We start from the raw sequence: 17,004 nt of genomic DNA, 5'->3' as shown, positions 1-17,004 counted from the left end.
GTACTGCAGGGGGGACCCTGTGGGAGAGTAGGACGCCGCCGAACAATCATTGTGGGAAAGCCCCGCACCATTTTGGTGCGGGGCTTTTCTGCGTTTAGGGTCCAAGCATGCGCTACGACCTTGTGATCTTCGACAACGATGGTGTGCTCGTCGACAGCGAGCCCATCTCCAACGCCATCCTGGCCGACTACCTCACCGAGCTCGGGCACCCCACCTCATACGAAGAGTCCATTCGTGACTACATGGGGGCCGCTGTGCACCGGGTACACGATCTGGTGAAGGAGCGGACCGGGCAGTCGTTGCCCGTGGACTTCGACGACACTCTGCATGCTCGCGTCTTTGCCGCCTTCGAGCGGGAGTTGGTCGCCGTGGACGGCGTGACGGAGGTGCTGGAGAAGCTGGTCGCGGACGGGGTGTCGTACTGCGTCGCGTCGTCAGGGAGTCATGCGCGGATCCGGGTCGGGCACCGGAAGACCGGTCTTGACCGGTGGTTCGAGGATGGGACGGTCTTCAGTGCGCAGGATGTGGGGCGAGGGAAGCCGGCGCCGGATCTGTTTCTGCATGCCGCAGAGCGGATGGGGGTCGCACCGGAGCGGTGTGTGGTTGTGGAGGACAGTCCCCTCGGGGTGGCGGCGGCCAGGGCGGCGGGGATGGATGTGTACGCGTTCACGGCGATGACGCCGACCGAGAAACTGGACGGGGCCAAGGGGTACTTCGGGGCCATGGCGGAGTTGCCCGCATTGCTTGCGTGATCTATCTACCCATGAGTATTTGAGCGGCCTACGCTGTGCGGCCATGACAGATGCGCGGTTGCGGCATGGTCGGGCCTCCTTGGCGTTGAGTTTCTTCGCGCAGGGAGTGGCCTTCGCGCTGCTCGTGACGCGTATCCCCGCCATCCAGGACCGGTACGGGATATCTGACGGGCTGCTGCCCGCGTTTCTGGCGGCCGTGCCCGTACTCGCCGGGGTGGCGAGTGTGGTCACCGAACGCCTGGTGAAGCGGATCGCGCCGAGTGTCGTGCTGCGGTGGGCCCAGCCGCTCGTGGTTCTGGCGCTGCTCGGGGTCGCGGCCGGGAGCGAAGTATGGCAAGTGGCGCTCGCGCTGGGCGTGTTCGGGCTGGCGGTGGGGGCGCTGGATGCGTCCATGAACATGCTCGGGGTGAGCCTGCAGCGGGCGTACGGGCGAAGCATCATGCTGGGCTTCCATGCGGCGTACAGCCTGGGTGGAATCGCCGGGGCCTCGTTCGCGTGGGTCGGGGCGCACTGGGATCTGTCGCTGCTCGTGTCGTATCTGCCGGTGGCCGGTGTGCTGTTGCCGGCGGCGCTGGTCGGGAGCCGGTGGTACGTGGACGGGGAGCGGGACGGGGAGCGGGGTGGCGAGCGGGCCGGGGAAGCGGCGCGTAAAGGGGCTTTGGAGGGGCAGGGGGTCGCCTTCAAGCTGTTGCTGCCGCTCTGTCTGGTCATGACCTTCGCGTACATCGGGGACTCGACCGTCTCGAATTGGAGCGCGAAGTATCTGCAGGACGTGCTGGGGAGTTCGGAGGAGCTCGCGACCGTTCCGTACAACGCCTATATGGTCACGACGCTGCTCGGGCGGGCCGTCGGGGATCTTGGGGTGCGTCGGTTCGGGGCGGTGGCGGTCGTGCGGTGCGGGACCGTGCTCGCGGCGGCCGGGTTCGGAGTGGTGGCCGTGGCGCCGGGGGCCTGGGTGGGGATTCTCGGGTTCACCATGCTGGGGCTCGGGCTGTGTGTGATCGTGCCGCAGACGTTCGCGGCGGCGGGGCGGCTGGCTGTGGAGAGCGGCGGTCCTGGGGCGAGTGATGCGGCTGTGGCGCGGCTGAATGTCTTCAACTACGTGGGGTTTCTGGTCGGCTCGCCGCTTGTGGGGGCGCTCGGGGATGTGTGGAGCTATCGCTGGGCGATGGTCGTGCCGATGGTGTTGGTGCTTGTGACGTTGCGGTATGCCCGTTCGTTCGAGATGCAACAAGCCGGATACGGTGTCGGACATGAGCGGCCGCGGGTTGTTGATGTGGGACGAGGCGGTAACGAAGTATGACTTCGGGAACGGCCATCCGATGGATCCGGTGCGGCTTGCGCTGACCATGGAGTTGGTGCGGGCGTACGGGCTTGATCGTGCCCTGGATGTGGTGGCCGCCAAGCCGGCCGGGGACTCGACGCTCCGGCTCGTACACCGCGAGGACTATGTGGCGGCGGTGCGGGCGGCGTCGGCGGATCCGCGGGCGGCGGACCAGGCGTACGGGCTGGGGACGATGGACGACCCGGCGTTCGTGGGGATGCATGAGGCGTCGGCGCTGATCGCGGGGCAGTCGGTGGGGGCTGCGGAGGCGGTGTGGCGCGGGGAGGCGACGCACGCGGTGAACTTCGCGGGCGGGCTGCACCATGCGATGCCGGGTTCGGCGGCAGGGTTTTGCATCTACAACGACGCGTCGCTGGCCATCGCCCGGCTGCTGGAGCTGGGGGCGGAGCGGGTCGCGTATGTGGACGTCGATGTGCATCACGGCGACGGGGTGCAGGCGACGTTCTGGGACGACCCGCGGGTGCTGACGGTGTCGCTGCATGAGCATCCGCGGACGCTCTTTCCGGGGACGGGGTGGCCCGAGGAGACGGGTGCGCCGGGGGCGGGCGAGGGCAGTGCGGTGAATCTGGCGCTGCCGGCCGGGACGGGGGACGCGGGGTGGCTGCGGGCGTTTCACGCGGTGGTGCCGGAGTTGCTGGCGAACTTCCGGCCGCAGGCGCTGGTGACGCAGCACGGGGCCGATACGCACTTCGAGGATCCGCTGGCGCATCTGGCGGTGTCGTTGGATGCGCAGCGGGTGGTGCAGGCCTCTTGTCACGCGTTGGCGCATGAGTACGTGGACGGGGGGCGCTGGGTCGCCCTGGGGGGCGGCGGGTACGAAGTGGTGGAAGTGGTGCCGCGGTCGTGGACGCACTTGGTGGGGATCGCGGGGCACGCGCCGGTGGAGCCGGAGTCGGTGATTCCGTCGTCGTGGCGGGATGCGGTGTATGCGCGGACGCGGCGGGTGGCGCCGGGGCGGATGACGGATGGGCTGGAGCCGGTGTGGCGGGGGTGGGAGGAGGGGTACGACCCGGCGGATCGGGTTGATCAGGCGGTGCTGGCTACGCGGCGGGCGGTGTTTCCGCTGCGGGGGTTGTTGGCGTAGGGGGCGCGGTACGGGTCCCGGAGGTCCGCGGGGCGGGTCCCCGGCGGCGGGGTCTGCGGTACGGGTCCCGGGTCCTGGTTGCCGGCGTCTGTGCGGTGCCGGCGTCTGTGCGGTGCGGACGTTCGCGGTGCGGACGTTGGCGGTGTGGGCGGGTGCCGGTGCGCGGGGCGATTCCCCGCCCCGCCCGTTCCCGAACCGGGGCTCCGCCCCGGACCCCGGGGGGTTGACCCCACCTGCCCGCCCTTGATCCCCACGTCCCTGGCGGTGCGCGGCTGCTGCGCGCCGCGGTTTCCCCGTCGCACTACGGGACCCGGCGGGTGGCGCTGTGCGGGGTGCCCAGTGCCGTTACGCCAACTGTGCGGCGTATCCAGCCTTTTGGCCCGTCGGATCAGAGCCGTGCGGGAGCATCAGCAGCGTGTTGAGTACCGGAGCGTTACGTGCGCATCTCCTCGCTGCACGGCTGGCCGGGCCCGTGGCCACGTCGCGGGAGGAGAGTCTGCGCAGCTATCGGCTCTTCGCAGCCAGGGATCCCCGCGTCACCCTCGGGCTCGATCCCGAATGGGACTGGGGCGAGCGGGACTTGATCGCGCTGATGGCCGACAAGTGCGGTGTTTCGGACGACCCCCACCACACCGCAGGGCCCGATGTCATCGATCCGGAGCGGACGTTGAGCGGGCTCGTCGCGTTTGCCGAACGGCTTGGGGAGGTGGCCGCGCGGCGCGGTGCCGTGCTGTTCGGGACCGGGCATCCGCATCGGCTGCTCGGCTTCTACGCCGGGCTGGCAGACGCTTTGTCGGCGGCAGGGTGTCTCGTACTCACACCCGCGCAGGGGCGATGTGTCGACATAACGACCCGGTTCGGCGTACGCACGTACAACCTTGAGTACGCACGAGGAGTCGCGCTGATGCGGGAACCCGGCGCACGGGGCGCCGGCAGTGGGACCGGCGCACACACCCACTCACCGCTCCCGGTTCGGGCTGCCCTGGAGGGCGTCGCGGAGTGCGGAGGGCCGCTGCCCGAGCTGGTCGTCGGGGACCATGGCTGGGTCTGCGGGGCAGGTCAGCTGGGGATTGAGGCCATCGGCCTGGCCGATACGGACGATCCCGCGCTGTTCGTCGGCGAGGCCGAGGGGCGGGTGTCCGTAGCCGTTCCGCTTGATGACGCTGTGCGGTCTGATTACTACCGACCGCTTACTCGCTATGTACTCAATCGAGCGTGTCTGTCACAGTAGGCGGCCGATGGCTGCTCCTCTTCCCCACTCGCATCACCCGCCCCTAGTCTGGGGAGTGAGCGCACAGCGACGAAGAGTCACCGGAGGGGAAGCCGGTGTGCGTCGGGTGCGGAAGGTACAGGTGGGTCATGGCTGCTGGCAGCGAGAGGCCTCTCAACGAGGTCAAGTTCCTTACCGTGGCGGAAGTCGCCTCGGTGATGCGAGTGTCGAAGATGACCGTGTACCGCTTGGTGCACAGCGGTCATCTGCCGGCGATCCGGGTGGGCAGGTCCTTCCGGGTTCCGGAGCAAGCGGTTCACGAGTACCTCCGCGAATCCTTCGTGGGGGTGGAATCCGCGTAGTCGGAGCCGGTCGGTTCCCCTCGGATTACGTCCCTCACTCGGCGGCAGGTAGGCTAGGCCGACGTAGGTCGTGTGGGCCCAGACGCCCCGCACCGAGTGAAGAGAAGTGAGCGAGGGTAGTCGTGGGCTCTGTTATCAAGAAGCGGCGCAAGCGGATGGCGAAGAAGAAGCACCGCAAGCTGCTCAAGCGCACCCGCGTTCAGCGTCGTAACAAGAAGTAAGCGACAGGCTGTACGTGTCGCCGCGGCCCTTCCACCAGCACGGTGGGAGGGCCGCGGTGTTGTGGTGACCTATTTTTGCGTCCATTTCTGCGACGCCGGCAAAAGTGCGCCGCGCGGTCATCACAGCGCAACACCGAACCGCTACGGTGACGCGTAAAGGTGGACCTAGGCGGACCTATGGGAAGGCGCTGGTCTTGGGGAAGGTCGTGCTCGTCACCGGAGTGGCCCGGCAGCTCGGAGGCCGTCTCGTACGACGCATCCAGCGGGATCCCGAGGTGGACCGGGTGATCGGCGTCGACGCGGTGGGGCCCCAGCATCATCTGGGCGGGGCCGACTTCGTCCGCGCGGACATCCGCCAGCCCGCGATAGCGCGGGTGCTGGCCGAGTACGCCGTCGACACCGTTGTGCACATGGACGTCACCGGTACGCCGCTCGGCGCCGGCGGCCGTACGACGGTCAAGGAGACCAACGTCATCGGCACCATGCAGCTGCTCGGCGCCTGCCAGAAGTCGCCGACCGTCAAGCGGCTGGTGATCAAGTCCAGTACGAGCGTGTACGGCTCCGCGCCCCGCGACCCCGCCGTCTTCACCGAGACAACCCCGCCCAAGTCCCTGCCGAGCGGCGGCTTCGCGAAGGACGCGGTGGAGGTCGAGGGGTACGTACGCGGCTTCGCCCGGCGGCGGCCCGACGTCGCGGTGTGCGTGCTGCGCTTCGCGAACATCCTCGGGCCGTGCGCGGACTCCCCGCTCGCCGAGTTCTTCTCGCTGCCCGTCATGCCGACCGTCTTCGGCTACGACCCGCGGCTGCAGTTCGTTCACGAGGACGATGTGATCGACGTGCTGCGGATCGCTCTGCACGAGCCGCGGCGCGGGACGCTCAACAGCGGCACGTTCAATGTCGCGGGCGACGGCGTGCTGCTGCTCTCGCAGTGCTCACGGCGGCTGGGGCGGCCGACGATGCCGGTGCTGCTGCCCGCTGTCACCTGGGTCGGCTCCGCGCTGCGTACGGTCGGCATCACGGACTTCTCGCCCGAGCAGATCCGGCTGCTCACGCACGGGCGGGTGGTGAGCACATCGCAGATGCGCGAAACACTGGGCTTCGACCCGAAGTACACGACCGCGGAGACCTTCGCGGACTTCGCCCGCAGCCGGGGTCCGGGGCTGCTGCCGCCGGAGACCCTCGCGAGGGCGGTGGACCAGGTGGCGGCGGCGCTGCCCTTCGTGGGCGGTGTGCATGCCCGTACGACAGCCGGGCAGATGGCTGCCACCACCCAGACCACCAAGACGACTCAGACGACTCAGAGCGACGCCGAATAAGGAGCGCAGCCAACGATGGCGGACGCCAAGGTCATTCCGTTCGACGACGACCGTTCGCGCGGCAGCGCGCAGCGATCGGCGCGGCGGCGCCCCGCGGGGGGCAGTCGCCGGAAGGCCGAGCCCGCGGCCGTACGCGAGGTTCCGGTCAGCCCCGTCCCTGCGCAGGGGGTGGTGCGGGCTGCCGAATCGATTGGCCAGGAGCCGCCGACGGTCCAGGAGCGGGTGGGCGGGAGCGCCGGCTGGGAGCGGCGGATCGCGGGCGGTCTGGCATTCCTGCGCCGACGGATCACCGGTGACTACGAGGTCGACGAGTTCGGTTACGACAAGGAGCTCACCGACCAGGTCCTGATGTCGATGGTCCGGCCGCTGTACGAGAAGTACTTCCGGGTCGAAGTGAAGGGCATCGAGAACATCCCGTCGGACGGCGGGGCGCTGGTGGTGGCGAACCACTCGGGGACGCTGCCGCTGGACGGGCTGATGATGCAGGTCGCCGTCCACGACAACCATCCGGCGAACCGGCATCTGCGGCTGCTTGCCGCCGACTTGGTCTTCATGCTTCCCGTGGTCAACGAACTGGCCCGCAAGGCCGGGCACACGCTGGCGTGCTCAGAGGACGCGGAGCGGCTGCTGCAGCGCGGCGAGGTGGTCGGGGTGATGCCGGAGGGCTTCAAGGGCATCGGCAAGCCGTTCAGCGACCGTTACAAGCTTCAGCGGTTCGGGCGCGGCGGCTTTGTGTCGACGGCGCTGCGGGCGGGGGCGCCGATTGTGCCGTGCTCGATCGTCGGGGCGGAGGAGATCTACCCGATGCTCGGCAACGCGAAGACGCTGGCGCGGCTGCTGGGCTTCCCGTACTTCCCGCTCACGCCGACGTTCCCGTGGCTTGGGCCGCTGGGTGCGGTGCCGCTGCCGACGAAGTGGACGATCCAGTTCGGCGAGCCGATCCCGACGGACGGGTATCCGCCGGAGGCGGCGGAGGATCCGATGCTGATGTTCAACCTGACGGATCAGGTGCGGGAGCAGATCCAGCACACGCTGTACAAGTTGCTGGTGCAGCGCCGCTCGGTGTTCTTCTGAGACCCCTGTTCTTCTGAGACCTGTTCTTCTGAGACATGGGTGAGGGCGACTGCTCCTTCTGGGAGCAGCCGCCCTCACCCATGTACTGGCTTACTTACTGGTCGTCCTCGCTGTCGAAGTCAAGCCCCGGCAGGATCCCCGGCAGCAGCGGCGGGATCGTGACATCCGGCTGCGGCGGCGTGGAGTTCTTGCCGGACGGGTACGGTGACGCGCCGTTCGCCGGGGTCTCGAACAGGCCGCCCGTGTTCCCGCCGAGCAGGCCCTCGTCCGCCGTGGTGCCCGAACCGGACGGGTGCGGCCGGCCGACCTCGCCGGGGCGGTTGTCGCCGGTGCCGCTTGCGGACGGTGTCGTAAGCCCAGGGCCCGAGGTCCGGCCGGAGTCCTGCGTGGCCGTGCCGGACTGCTGGGAGCCGCGGCCCTTCCCCGGGGCCCGGGGCAGCAGCGACTCCAGTGGGCCGACCTCCTGGTCTATGGCGTCGAAGACGGAGTTCACCTCGTCGCCGACGTCGGTCAGCTGGACCGGCAGCCGGTCGCGGAGCCCGTTCCACGCGTCGCGGTGGGACCGGGAGAACGAATTGAGCGTTGCCATCGGTCCGAGCGAGCCGTCCCGTTCGTACGCCGCGCTCAGCAGACGGTGTCCCTCGCTGGCGTCGTGCCGCATGCCGTTGAGCGCGCGGCGGACCTCGCCGAGCGACTCGTGGTCCATGTCGCCCGCCCGGCCGCGCTCCATGAGGCGGCGGGCCTCGCTGAGGCGGTTGGATGCCTGGTCGAGGTAGAGCCCGCCGCGGTCGGAGTCGTCGTCCGCCATGCCGAGCTTGAAATCTTCCATGCCACGCTTCAGCCCGTACAGCGAGTCACCTGGAAGAGCCTCGGAACTGGCGGCAGCCACTCCGCCGAAGGCCCCCGCGGCGACGCCGACGGTGAGACCGCCGGCTGCGATCCCCTTCGTCCAGCGGGAGCGCGGGCGCAATTTCCGGAGCCGGGAGGCCCGATGAGCGCCTCGGCCGGTGGTCCGTTGCCCGGGCACCGTAGAGCCCGCGGACGCACCTCCCGAGGCGAACATCTCTTCCATGGCAGCCACGAGCTGTGCTCGCTGCACCACCTTGACCTCGGGGTCCAGCTCCGGCTTCGGCAGCTCGCCGAGACCGTTCGCCAGGGCCAACAGCCGTCCGTGCTCGGTCGGTTCGACCGATTCCGTGGGCTGCTCGGCCGCCTGGTCTTCCAAGGCCTGGGCGAAGGCGTTCGCCCGCCGGTGCGCCGAAACTTGTCCGATCACTGGCGGCACCTCCTCTCGTCATGACGATCGACTCCCCTGGGGGTCCGGAAGGTTGCACGCCTTGAGCACATCCACACGATCGAGTGAGTGGCTGTGGGCATGGCGTGACCACAGGGAGCCTGCATCCCGCACAACGAGCGTCGCGGCACTTGGGTTACGCGCGAAAGATGATCGGACCAGTGCGTCATCAAGGCGTCACCGATTGTGAGTTGAGAGGAGTCAGCGGGCGTCGTCGGGGAGGAGCCGGGCGAGGGTACGCACAGCCCGGTACTGGAGGGTCTTGATCGCGCCCTCGTTCTTGCCCATCACCCTGGCCGTCTCGGCGACCGAGAGGCCCTGCAGGAAGCGCAGGGTCACGCACTCCTGCTGCTGAGGGTTGAGCTTGCGGACCGCTTCCAGCAGCGCGGCGTTTGACAGGGATTCCAGGACGGAGTCTTCGGGGCTGCGCTCGACCTCGTTGGCGTCGAGCATTTCGCCGGTGGTCACTTCCAGCCGGAAGCGGCTGGACTTGAAGTGGTCGGCCACCAGATTGCGGGCGATCGTGACCAGCCAGGCGCCGAAGTCGCGGCCCTGCCAGGTGAAGGTGGAGATACGGCGCAGGGCGCGCAGGAAGGTCTCGCTGGTGAGGTCCTCCGCCGTCGCCTTGCCGCCAACGCGGTAGTAGATATAGCGATAGACGGTGTCGCTGTACTGGTCGTAGAGACGGCCGAAAGCGTCGGCCTCGCCCGCCTGGGCGCGCTCGACCAGGTCCATCATGCGGGCGCTGTCGCTGTCGGCGCTGGGCCGGCGGGCGGTGGTCGAGGCGCCGGAGCCGCCCCGGCTGCCCCGTCTGCCGACATCCCGCCCGCCGCCCGACCTCCGCCCCTCAACGACGGCGCTGCGCCCCGGCACCTTCTCGATGCCGTCGGCCAGGGCGTAGCAGGGGGCGGCAGGGCCGCTTACGGCAAGGCGGGGCGTGGCGAATGCGGGGACGGCGTACGCGGTGGGGACGAAGCCGCGCATGTGGTCGAGGACCGTTGCGCGCAGCGTAGCCAGGCCCGAGGCGTCAACCCCGACGTGTGGGTACACGGGACTCCCAGAGGCAGAGCTTCCATCACGTGCAGTGCGGGATCATTCACCCGTCGTGATGACTGGTGAGATCCGTCATGCGTCTGAGGAGAATAACGCTTCGTACAGGCAGTGCTACACCCAGTTGCCCAAATCGTCGTTTCCGTCGCTTCTCTTACGCCTCTGCGGCGCATCAAGTAACACTTTGTGAGCGCTTGTTGATCGAATTGCGTCACGATCTGTCTTGTCGCGCGGTGAGTTGTGCCCGGCCGGCGGCATCAGGACTGGCCGGGGGCCCTGCTCGGGGTAAGGGGCCCGGATTGGCCCTCGGCGCGTCGTCCGCCTCGGCGTCGGCCGAGGGGGCAGCGGCCGAGGGGCCAGTGGCGGCGCGTCGTCAGCGGCGGCGGCGGTGCAGGGCGACCGCGGCGGCGGTCCCGCCCGCGATGGCGCCCACGCCGGCCGCGGCCGGGATGCCGACCTTGGCGGCCTTGCGGCCCGTCCGGTAGTCACGCAGCCGCCATTCGAGCGCACGTGCGTGCTTGCGGAGCTTGGTGTCCGGGTTGATGGCGTACGGATGCCCGACCAGCGAAAGCATCGGGATGTCGTTGTGCGAGTCGCTGTACGCCGCGCAGCGGGTCAGGTCCAGGCCCTCGGCGGCGGCCAGCGCGCGCACGGCCTCGGCCTTGGCGGGGCCGTGCAGCGGCTCGCCCACCAGCTTGCCGGTGTACACGCCGTCCACCGACTCGGCGACGGTGCCCAGCGCGCCGGTCAGGCCGAGGCGGCGGGCGATGATCGTCGCGGTCTCCACCGGAGCCGCGGTCACCAGCCAGACCTTCTGGCCCGCGTCGAGGTGCGCCTGGGCGAGGGCGCGGGTGCCGGGCCAGATGCGGTCGGCCATGTACTCGTCGTAGATCTCCTCGCCGATGCTCATCAGCTCGGAGACGCGGTGGCCCTTGACGATGGACAGGGCGGACTCGCGGACGTCCTGCATATGCTCCGGGTCCTCGACGCCGGCGAGCCGGAACCACGTCTGCTGCCAGGCGAACCGGGCCAGTTCGCGGCGCTGGAAGAACTTCCGCTTGTACAGGCCGCGGCCGAAGTGGAAGATCGCGGCGCCCTGCATCACGGTGTTGTCGAGGTCGAAGAAGGCTGCGGCCCGGTCGTCCCCGGCCACGGGGAACTCCGGTTCGCCGGCCGGGGCAGTACCGTCCCGCGCCTCGAGTGCATCGAGCGCCTCGAGTTGCTGCGACGACTTACGCGCTGCCTCGGCTGCTGCCTCGCCTGCGAGCACGCTCCGCGCGGTGGCGGAGCGTCTACGGGGGGTGAGCCATCCCAATGCGGCCATGTCGTGAGCATAGCCAGTCCGTTCGGCACTTCCCGACACGCCGGGATGCCATGGCGTGAACTCTCCGCGACCGCTCTGTTAAACGGGTGATTCCGTACGTACGGGACTGGGCGCCGCATCGCGCGGGCGCGGGCGGAGAATGGCTGCATGAGTCCTGTGTTGCGGCGTACGAAGAAGAAGGCCGGCGAGCGCGTGGTGACGCTGATCGGGAAGCCGGGGTGTCACCTCTGTGACGACGCGCGGGTCGTGATCGAGGAGGTGTGCACCGAGACGGGTGCGTCCTGGGAGGAGAAGGACATCACTCAGGACGAGGCGCTGCACCGGGCGTACTGGGAGCAGATTCCGGTTGTCCTGGTCGACGGGGAGCAGCACACCTTCTGGCGTGTGGACGCCGGGCGGCTGCGACGCGCGCTGGGGGCGTAAACCGGAAAGTTCGTCACCATCATGGCCGTTTTGCTGGGATTTCTCCGGCGGGCCCGACTCTATCGGGACGCCATGGGGACAGGGCACAGTGGGCTGTCTCGGGGGCGTATTCGTAAGGAGCGTGTGCGGCTTTGCCCCCTTCGCGTCTTGAACGGACCGGTGCGGTTCGTGGTTCCTGGATCGCGCGCCCGAATCGCGTGACCCCGGTCACTTTGCGCGGACAAAACGGACACCATCTTTGTGCACGCGTTCACAAAGACATAGCCTGCATTCGACGGGGCGGTCCTTGGACATACGACCGCCTAGAGCTTCGCTCATCCCGCAGGAGCACCGTGGCAACTGGCCGAAATCACCGACCGGCGACCCGTAGCCGAGGAATCCCCGAGGCCACCGTCGCCCGGCTTCCGCTGTACCTGCGCGCCCTGACCGGCCTGTCCGAGCGGTCCGTGCCCACGGTCTCGTCCGAGGAGCTCGCGGCCGCGGCCGGGGTCAACTCCGCGAAGCTGCGCAAGGACTTCTCCTACCTCGGCTCCTACGGGACGCGGGGCGTCGGCTACGACGTGGAGTACCTCGTCTACCAGATCTCCCGCGAACTGGGCCTGACCCAGGACTGGCCGGTCGTCATCGTCGGCATCGGTAACCTCGGCGCCGCGCTCGCCAACTACGGCGGATTCGCCTCGCGTGGCTTCCGGGTCGCCGCGCTGATCGACGCGGACCCCACGATGGCCGGGAAGCCGGTGGCCGGGATTTCCGTCCAGCACACCGATGAGCTCGAGAAGATCATCAGCGACAACGGAGTGTCGATCGGCGTCATCTCGACGCCCGCCGGCGCGGCGCAGCAGGTGTGCGAACGCCTGATCGCGGCCGGCGTCACCTCCATCCTCAACTTCGCCCCCACCGTCCTCTCCGTGCCCGACGGCGTGGATGTGCGCAAGGTCGACCTCTCGATCGAGCTGCAGATCCTCGCCTTCCACGAGCAGCGGAAGGCCGGCGAGGAGGCCGAGGCCGCGGCAGGCCGGAAGGGACCGGACGGGGACATGCCCGCCGTGATGCCGGCATGAGCCTTCTGGTCGTCGGACTGAGCCACCGCAGTGCGCCGGTGAGCGTGCTGGAGCGGGCCTCGCTGGCCGCGGACACACAGATCAAGCTGCTCCAGGACACGCTGGCCGCGGAGCCTGCGGCGGAGGCCGCGGTGCTTGCCACGTGCAACCGCATCGAGCTGTACGCGGACGTGGACAAGTTCCACGCGGGTGTCGCCGAGCTGTCGACGCTGCTGGCGCGGCACAGCGGGGTCGGGCTCGAGGAGCTCACTCCGTATCTCTATGTGCACTACGAGGACCGGGCCGTCCACCACCTCTTCTCGGTGGCGTGCGGGCTCGACTCCATGGTCGTCGGCGAGGGACAGATCCTCGGGCAGATCAAGGACGCGCTCGCGCTCGGGCAGGACCTGCACACCGCGGGCCGGCTGATCAACGACCTCTTCCAGCAGGCGCTGCGCGTCGGCAAGCGCGCGCACAGCGAGACCGGAATCGACCGGGCGGGGCAGTCGCTCGTCACGTTCGGCCTGGAGCAGCTGGCGGACGGCGCGGACGTGGAGGGCTGGGCCGCGGGCAAGCGGGTGCTGGTCATCGGCGCGGGCTCGATGTCCTCGCTGGCCGCGACGACGCTGGCGCGGCTGGGCGTACGTGAACTTGTCATCGCCAACCGGACGCTGGAGCGCGCGGAGCGGCTGGCCGCGGTGCTGAACGAGCCGGGCGGGATGACGGTGCGCGCGGTGACGATGGCCTCCGTTGCCGACGAGCTGACACGTGCCGATGTGGCGGTGTCGTGCACGGGTGCGACGGGGCTGGTCCTGACGGCGGAATCGGTCGCGGCGGCACTCGCGGTCCCGTCCGCCCCACAGACGCGGGACGACCTGCGCGCCCCGGACGGCAGCCTGGTGGCCCGCCTCGCGGCGATGGCGGCGAGGGACGGGCGTATCGCGGACCGCTCGGCCGGTGTTCCAGCCCGTCCGGCGAGTGAGGACACTCCCCCTACGCCCGGAGGGCGTGGGGGGACCCCCAGCGGGCGTGCCGACAGCAGCGAGCTCGCCGAAGGTTGCCCCGTGGGGCTGGACCAGCTGCACGCCGAGGACTTTGCGCAGCACGGGGCCTGGGTCGACAACGCGGACCGGGCCGCCCGCAGCGTCGTCGTAGCGGCCGACCGGGTGACCCGCACCGCCCGCGTGCGGCTCGCGCTGCTCGATCTGGCCATGCCGCGGGACATCGACGGCGCCGTCCACCGGCTCGCCGGGGTCCGGCTCGTCGACATCGAGTCGCTCGCCGAGGCCTCCGCCGACGCCCCCATGGCCGCCGACGTGGACCAGGTGCGCGGCATAGTCTCCGACGAAGTCGCCGCCTTCGGCGCCGCCCAGCGTGCCGCGCACATCACGCCGACCGTCGTCGCCCTGCGCACCATGGCGGCAGACGTCGTCGCCGGTGAAGTCGCTCGGCTCGAAGGCCGTCTTCCCGACCTGGACGACAAGGAGCGCGCCGAGATCACCCAGACGGTGCGCCGCGTCGTCGACAAGCTCCTGCACGCGCCCACCGTGCGGGTGAAGCAGCTCGCCAGCGAGCCCGGCGGTGCCGGGTACGCGGACGCGCTGCGGACACTCTTCGACCTCGACCCGGAGACGGTCGCCTCCGTCAGCCGGGCCGACATGAATGACGCCGATGTCAAGAACCGAGGGCGAGTATGACCGAGAGGGCCGAAAGGCCACTGAGGCTCGGGACCAGGCGCAGCGCGCTGGCCATGGCCCAGTCCGGGCAAGTGGCTCAGGCGGTGCGCCAGTTGACCGGCCGTGCCGTTGAGCTTGTCGAGATCACCACGTACGGGGACACCTCCCGTGAGGCTCTCGCACAGATCGGCGGTACGGGGGTCTTCGTCACCGCATTGCGGGACGCCCTGCTGCGGGACGAAGTCGACTTCGCCGTTCACTCGCTGAAGGACCTGCCCACCGGGCAGCCCGTCGACCTGACGCTCGCGGCCGTGCCGCTGCGTGAGGACCCGCGGGACGCGCTGGTGGCCCGCGACGGCCTGACCTTCGCCGAGATGCCGTCCGGCGCTCGCATCGGTACCGGCTCGCCGCGCAGGATGGCGCAGCTCAACGCCTACGCCCGCAGCCACGGCATGGCCATAGAGACCGTGCCGATCCGCGGCAACGTCGACACCCGGATCGGATATGTACGCAGCGGGGAGCTGGACGCCGTGGTGCTTGCCGCGGCCGGGCTCAACCGCCTCGGCAGGACCGACGAGGTCACCGACTTCCTGTCGGTCGACTTCGTCCTGCCCGCCCCCGGCCAGGGGGCCCTGGCGATCGAGTGCGCCGCGGTCAACGCGGACCTCGCCGCCGCACTCGCCGAGCTCGACGACCCGGAGTCCCGGGCCGCCGTGACCGCCGAGCGTTCCCTGCTCGCCGCCCTGGAGGCCGGCTGCTCCGCACCTGTGGGTGCGCTGGCCGACCTGCTGGCCGACGGACAGGTTGTCACTGAGATGCGCCTGCGCGGCGTCGTCGGCACGACCGACGGCTCGACGCTGGTGCAGCTGTCCACCACCGGTCCCGTACCCACGTCGCACGGCGACGCCATCGCGCTCGGTCGCGAACTCGCGTCCGAGATGCTCGCCAAGGGTGCGGCCGGTCTTATGGGGGAGCGAGCACTTTGAGCCCCACCGCCAATGCATCCTCGACGTTCTCGGCACACGGGCACGTCACTTTCCTCGGCGCCGGACCCGGCGACCCCGGACTGCTGACACTGCGCGCCGTCGAGGCGCTCGCGCGCGCCGACGTACTGATCGCCGAGCCGGATGTGCTCGACGTCGTACGCAGCCATGCGCGAGCGGGTGTAAGCACGCCTGAACTGACGGTTGTTGACGAGGCATCAACAGCCGCCGGGATCCCCGTACTCAGGGATGCGGCCAATCTTGTCATGGAGGCCGCACGGGGCGGCAAGCGGGTCGTACGTGCGGTGACCGGCGACCCGGGCCTGGACACCGACGCAGGTCAGGAGATGCTCGCGTGCGCCGCGGAGGGGATTACCTTCGAGGTCGTGCCGGGTGTCGCCACCGCGGTGGGTGTACCCGCGTACGCCGGTGTGCCGCTGCGTGACCCGCAGGGTACGGACGTCCGCTTCGTCGACGCCCGTACCGCGAGTGAGCGGTGCTGGATCGAGGTCGGGGCGAGCGACGCCACGGTCGTCGTCTCCACGACGCTGGAGACGGTCGCCGCGGCGGCGGGCGAGTTGGTGGCCGCGGGCCGCAAGCCGGACACCCCGCTGACCGTCACCGTCGCCGGTACCACGACGCGCCAGCGGACGTGGACCGCGACGCTGGGCACGATCGCGCAGACGCTGAAGCAGGCGAAGGTGCTGCCGTCCCCGGAGGGCCATCAGTCCGTCATAGCCGTGGTCGGTGAGCGCAGTGCCGCCGCCCAGCGCGACCAGCTCGCGTGGTTCGAGTCCAAGCCGCTGTTCGGCTGGAAGGTACTTGTACCGCGGACCAAGGAGCAGGCGGCTTCGCTCTCCGACCAGTTGCGTTCGTACGGTGCTGTGCCGCACGAGGTGCCGACCATCGCGGTCGAACCGCCGCGTACGCCGCAGCAGATGGAGCGCGCGGTCAAGGGCCTGGTGACGGGCCGCTATGAGTGGATCGCCTTCACCTCGGTGAACGCGGTCAAGGCCGTGCGGGAGAAGTTCGAGGAGTACGGGCTCGACGCCCGTGCTTTCGCGGGGATCAAGGTCGCCGCGGTGGGGGAGCAGACGGCCGCCGCGCTGGTCGACTTCGGCGTCAAGCCGGACCTGGTGCCGAGCGGGGAGCAGTCCGCGGCGGGGCTGCTCGAGGACTGGCCGCCGTACGACCCCGTCTTCGACCCGATCGACCGGGTGTTCCTGCCGCGCGCCGACATCGCCACGGAGACGCTGGTCGCCGGGCTGATCGAGCTCGGGTGGGAGGTCGACGACGTCACCGCGTACCGGACGGTGCGGGCGTCGCCGCCGCCGGCGGACACGCGTGAGGCGATCAAGGGCGGTGGCTTCGACGCGGTGCTGTTCACATCGTCGAGCACGGTGCGGAATCTGGTCGGCATCGCCGGCAAGCCGCACAACGTGACCGTCATCGCGTGTATCGGTCCCGCGACCGCGAAGACCGCGGAGGAGCACGGCCTGCGGGTGGATGTGCTGTCGCCGGAGCCGTCGGTGCACAAGCTGGCGGAGGCGCTGGCGGAGTTCGGCGCGCAGCGGCGGGCGGCGGCGGTGGAGGCGGGGGAGCATGTGACGCGGCCGAGCGAGCGGCGGCCGGGGGGTCGGCGCAGACGCACGACGTAGTCCTGGGTGCGGGGGTTCGGGGTGCGGGTCGCCTGCGGCGGGCCTGTTCCCCTACCCGCCCCTTCCCGAACTGGGGGCAAGCCCCCAGACCCCCCGTACGCGCTTCGCGCGTGTCCTCAATCGCCGGAGGGGCTTGATATGCCCGGGCATATCAAGCCCCTCCGGCGATTGAGGAGCGGGGTCTGGGGCGGA

Annotated in this window: 16 protein-coding genes; 13 read left to right on the top strand and 3 right to left on the bottom strand. The window is 69.9% G+C overall.

What is annotated here, in order from left to right; all coding sequences use genetic code 11:
• Positions 1-107 precede the first annotated feature (107 nt).
• The 8 genes from ACZ3H8_RS10765 to ACZ3H8_RS10730 all read left to right on the top strand — a co-directional run bounded on the left by ACZ3H8_RS10765 (position 108) and on the right by ACZ3H8_RS10730 (position 7,364).
• The gene (locus tag ACZ3H8_RS10765) at positions 108-752 is read left to right on the top strand and encodes an HAD family hydrolase (protein WP_467399906.1); all 645 of its coding nucleotides are present in this window, start codon (positions 108-110) and stop codon (positions 750-752) included.
• A 43-nt stretch (positions 753-795) separates the two neighbouring features.
• Positions 796-2,055: an MFS transporter gene (locus ACZ3H8_RS10760; protein WP_467399903.1), complete on the top strand. Its 1,260-nt coding sequence runs from the start codon at positions 796-798 to the stop codon at positions 2,053-2,055.
• Positions 2,006-3,181, top strand: a complete 1,176-nt coding sequence (locus tag ACZ3H8_RS10755; RefSeq protein ID WP_467399901.1) for an acetoin utilization protein AcuC — start codon at positions 2,006-2,008, stop codon at positions 3,179-3,181. The genes ACZ3H8_RS10760 and ACZ3H8_RS10755 overlap by 50 nt, the downstream gene beginning before the upstream one ends.
• 415 nt (positions 3,182-3,596) lie before the next feature.
• On the top strand, positions 3,597-4,412 hold the full coding sequence (locus ACZ3H8_RS10750) for a phosphatase (RefSeq protein ID WP_467399898.1): 816 nt from the start codon (positions 3,597-3,599) through the stop codon (positions 4,410-4,412).
• A gap of 128 nt (positions 4,413-4,540) precedes the next feature.
• Positions 4,541-4,753, top strand: a complete 213-nt coding sequence (locus tag ACZ3H8_RS10745) for a helix-turn-helix domain-containing protein (protein ID WP_014046653.1) — start codon at positions 4,541-4,543, stop codon at positions 4,751-4,753.
• 122 nt (positions 4,754-4,875) lie between these two features.
• Complete coding sequence (locus ACZ3H8_RS10740) at positions 4,876-4,974, top strand: 30S ribosomal protein bS22 (RefSeq protein ID WP_003948845.1); 99 nt, start codon at positions 4,876-4,878, stop codon at positions 4,972-4,974.
• A gap of 194 nt (positions 4,975-5,168) precedes the next feature.
• Entirely contained in the window at positions 5,169-6,290 is a 1,122-nt protein-coding gene (locus ACZ3H8_RS10735; protein ID WP_467399896.1) for an NAD-dependent epimerase/dehydratase family protein, read from the top strand.
• A 15-nt stretch (positions 6,291-6,305) separates the two neighbouring features.
• Positions 6,306-7,364 (top strand): lysophospholipid acyltransferase family protein, encoded by a 1,059-nt coding sequence (locus ACZ3H8_RS10730; RefSeq protein WP_467399893.1) that lies wholly within the window; start codon positions 6,306-6,308, stop codon positions 7,362-7,364.
• Between the two features lie 94 nt (positions 7,365-7,458).
• On the opposite strand, the gene ACZ3H8_RS10725 is transcribed toward ACZ3H8_RS10730, so the two are convergent.
• From ACZ3H8_RS10725 to ACZ3H8_RS10715, 3 genes are all read right to left on the bottom strand, one after another.
• Entirely contained in the window at positions 7,459-8,640 is a 1,182-nt protein-coding gene (locus ACZ3H8_RS10725) for a DUF5667 domain-containing protein (RefSeq protein ID WP_467399891.1), read from the bottom strand.
• A gap of 219 nt (positions 8,641-8,859) precedes the next feature.
• Positions 8,860-9,708 carry an ECF subfamily RNA polymerase sigma factor, BldN family gene (locus ACZ3H8_RS10720; RefSeq protein ID WP_307661841.1) on the bottom strand — a complete coding sequence of 283 codons (849 nt, stop codon included), beginning with the start codon at positions 9,706-9,708 and terminating at the stop codon, positions 8,860-8,862.
• Between the two features lie 373 nt (positions 9,709-10,081).
• Positions 10,082-11,032 (bottom strand): HAD family hydrolase, encoded by a 951-nt coding sequence (locus tag ACZ3H8_RS10715; protein WP_398992222.1) that lies wholly within the window; start codon positions 11,030-11,032, stop codon positions 10,082-10,084.
• A 147-nt stretch (positions 11,033-11,179) separates the two neighbouring features.
• Here ACZ3H8_RS10715 and ACZ3H8_RS10710 point away from each other — a divergent pair, with 147 nt between their 5' ends.
• The 5 genes from ACZ3H8_RS10710 (at position 11,180) to ACZ3H8_RS10690 (ending at position 16,812) form a co-directional block, all read left to right on the top strand.
• A complete protein-coding gene (locus ACZ3H8_RS10710; protein ID WP_398992224.1) occupies positions 11,180-11,455 on the top strand; it encodes a glutaredoxin family protein in 276 nt (91 codons plus the stop codon).
• A gap of 332 nt (positions 11,456-11,787) precedes the next feature.
• On the top strand, positions 11,788-12,516 hold the full coding sequence (locus ACZ3H8_RS10705) for a redox-sensing transcriptional repressor Rex (RefSeq protein ID WP_467399886.1): 729 nt from the start codon (positions 11,788-11,790) through the stop codon (positions 12,514-12,516).
• Positions 12,513-14,192, top strand: coding sequence for a glutamyl-tRNA reductase (locus ACZ3H8_RS10700; RefSeq protein WP_467399883.1), 1,680 nt, complete (start codon positions 12,513-12,515; stop codon positions 14,190-14,192). The genes ACZ3H8_RS10705 and ACZ3H8_RS10700 overlap by 4 nt, the downstream gene beginning before the upstream one ends.
• Positions 14,189-15,157, top strand: a complete 969-nt coding sequence (hemC, locus tag ACZ3H8_RS10695) for a hydroxymethylbilane synthase (protein ID WP_467399881.1) — start codon at positions 14,189-14,191, stop codon at positions 15,155-15,157. The genes ACZ3H8_RS10700 and hemC overlap by 4 nt, the downstream gene beginning before the upstream one ends.
• A complete protein-coding gene (locus ACZ3H8_RS10690) occupies positions 15,154-16,812 on the top strand; it encodes a bifunctional uroporphyrinogen-III C-methyltransferase/uroporphyrinogen-III synthase (protein ID WP_398992230.1) in 1,659 nt (552 codons plus the stop codon). The genes hemC and ACZ3H8_RS10690 overlap by 4 nt, the downstream gene beginning before the upstream one ends.
• Positions 16,813-17,004 lie beyond the last annotated feature (192 nt).

Source organism: Streptomyces sp. NPDC002868 (assembly GCF_055563295.1).
This window is presented reverse-complemented; position numbering and strand designations above follow the sequence as displayed.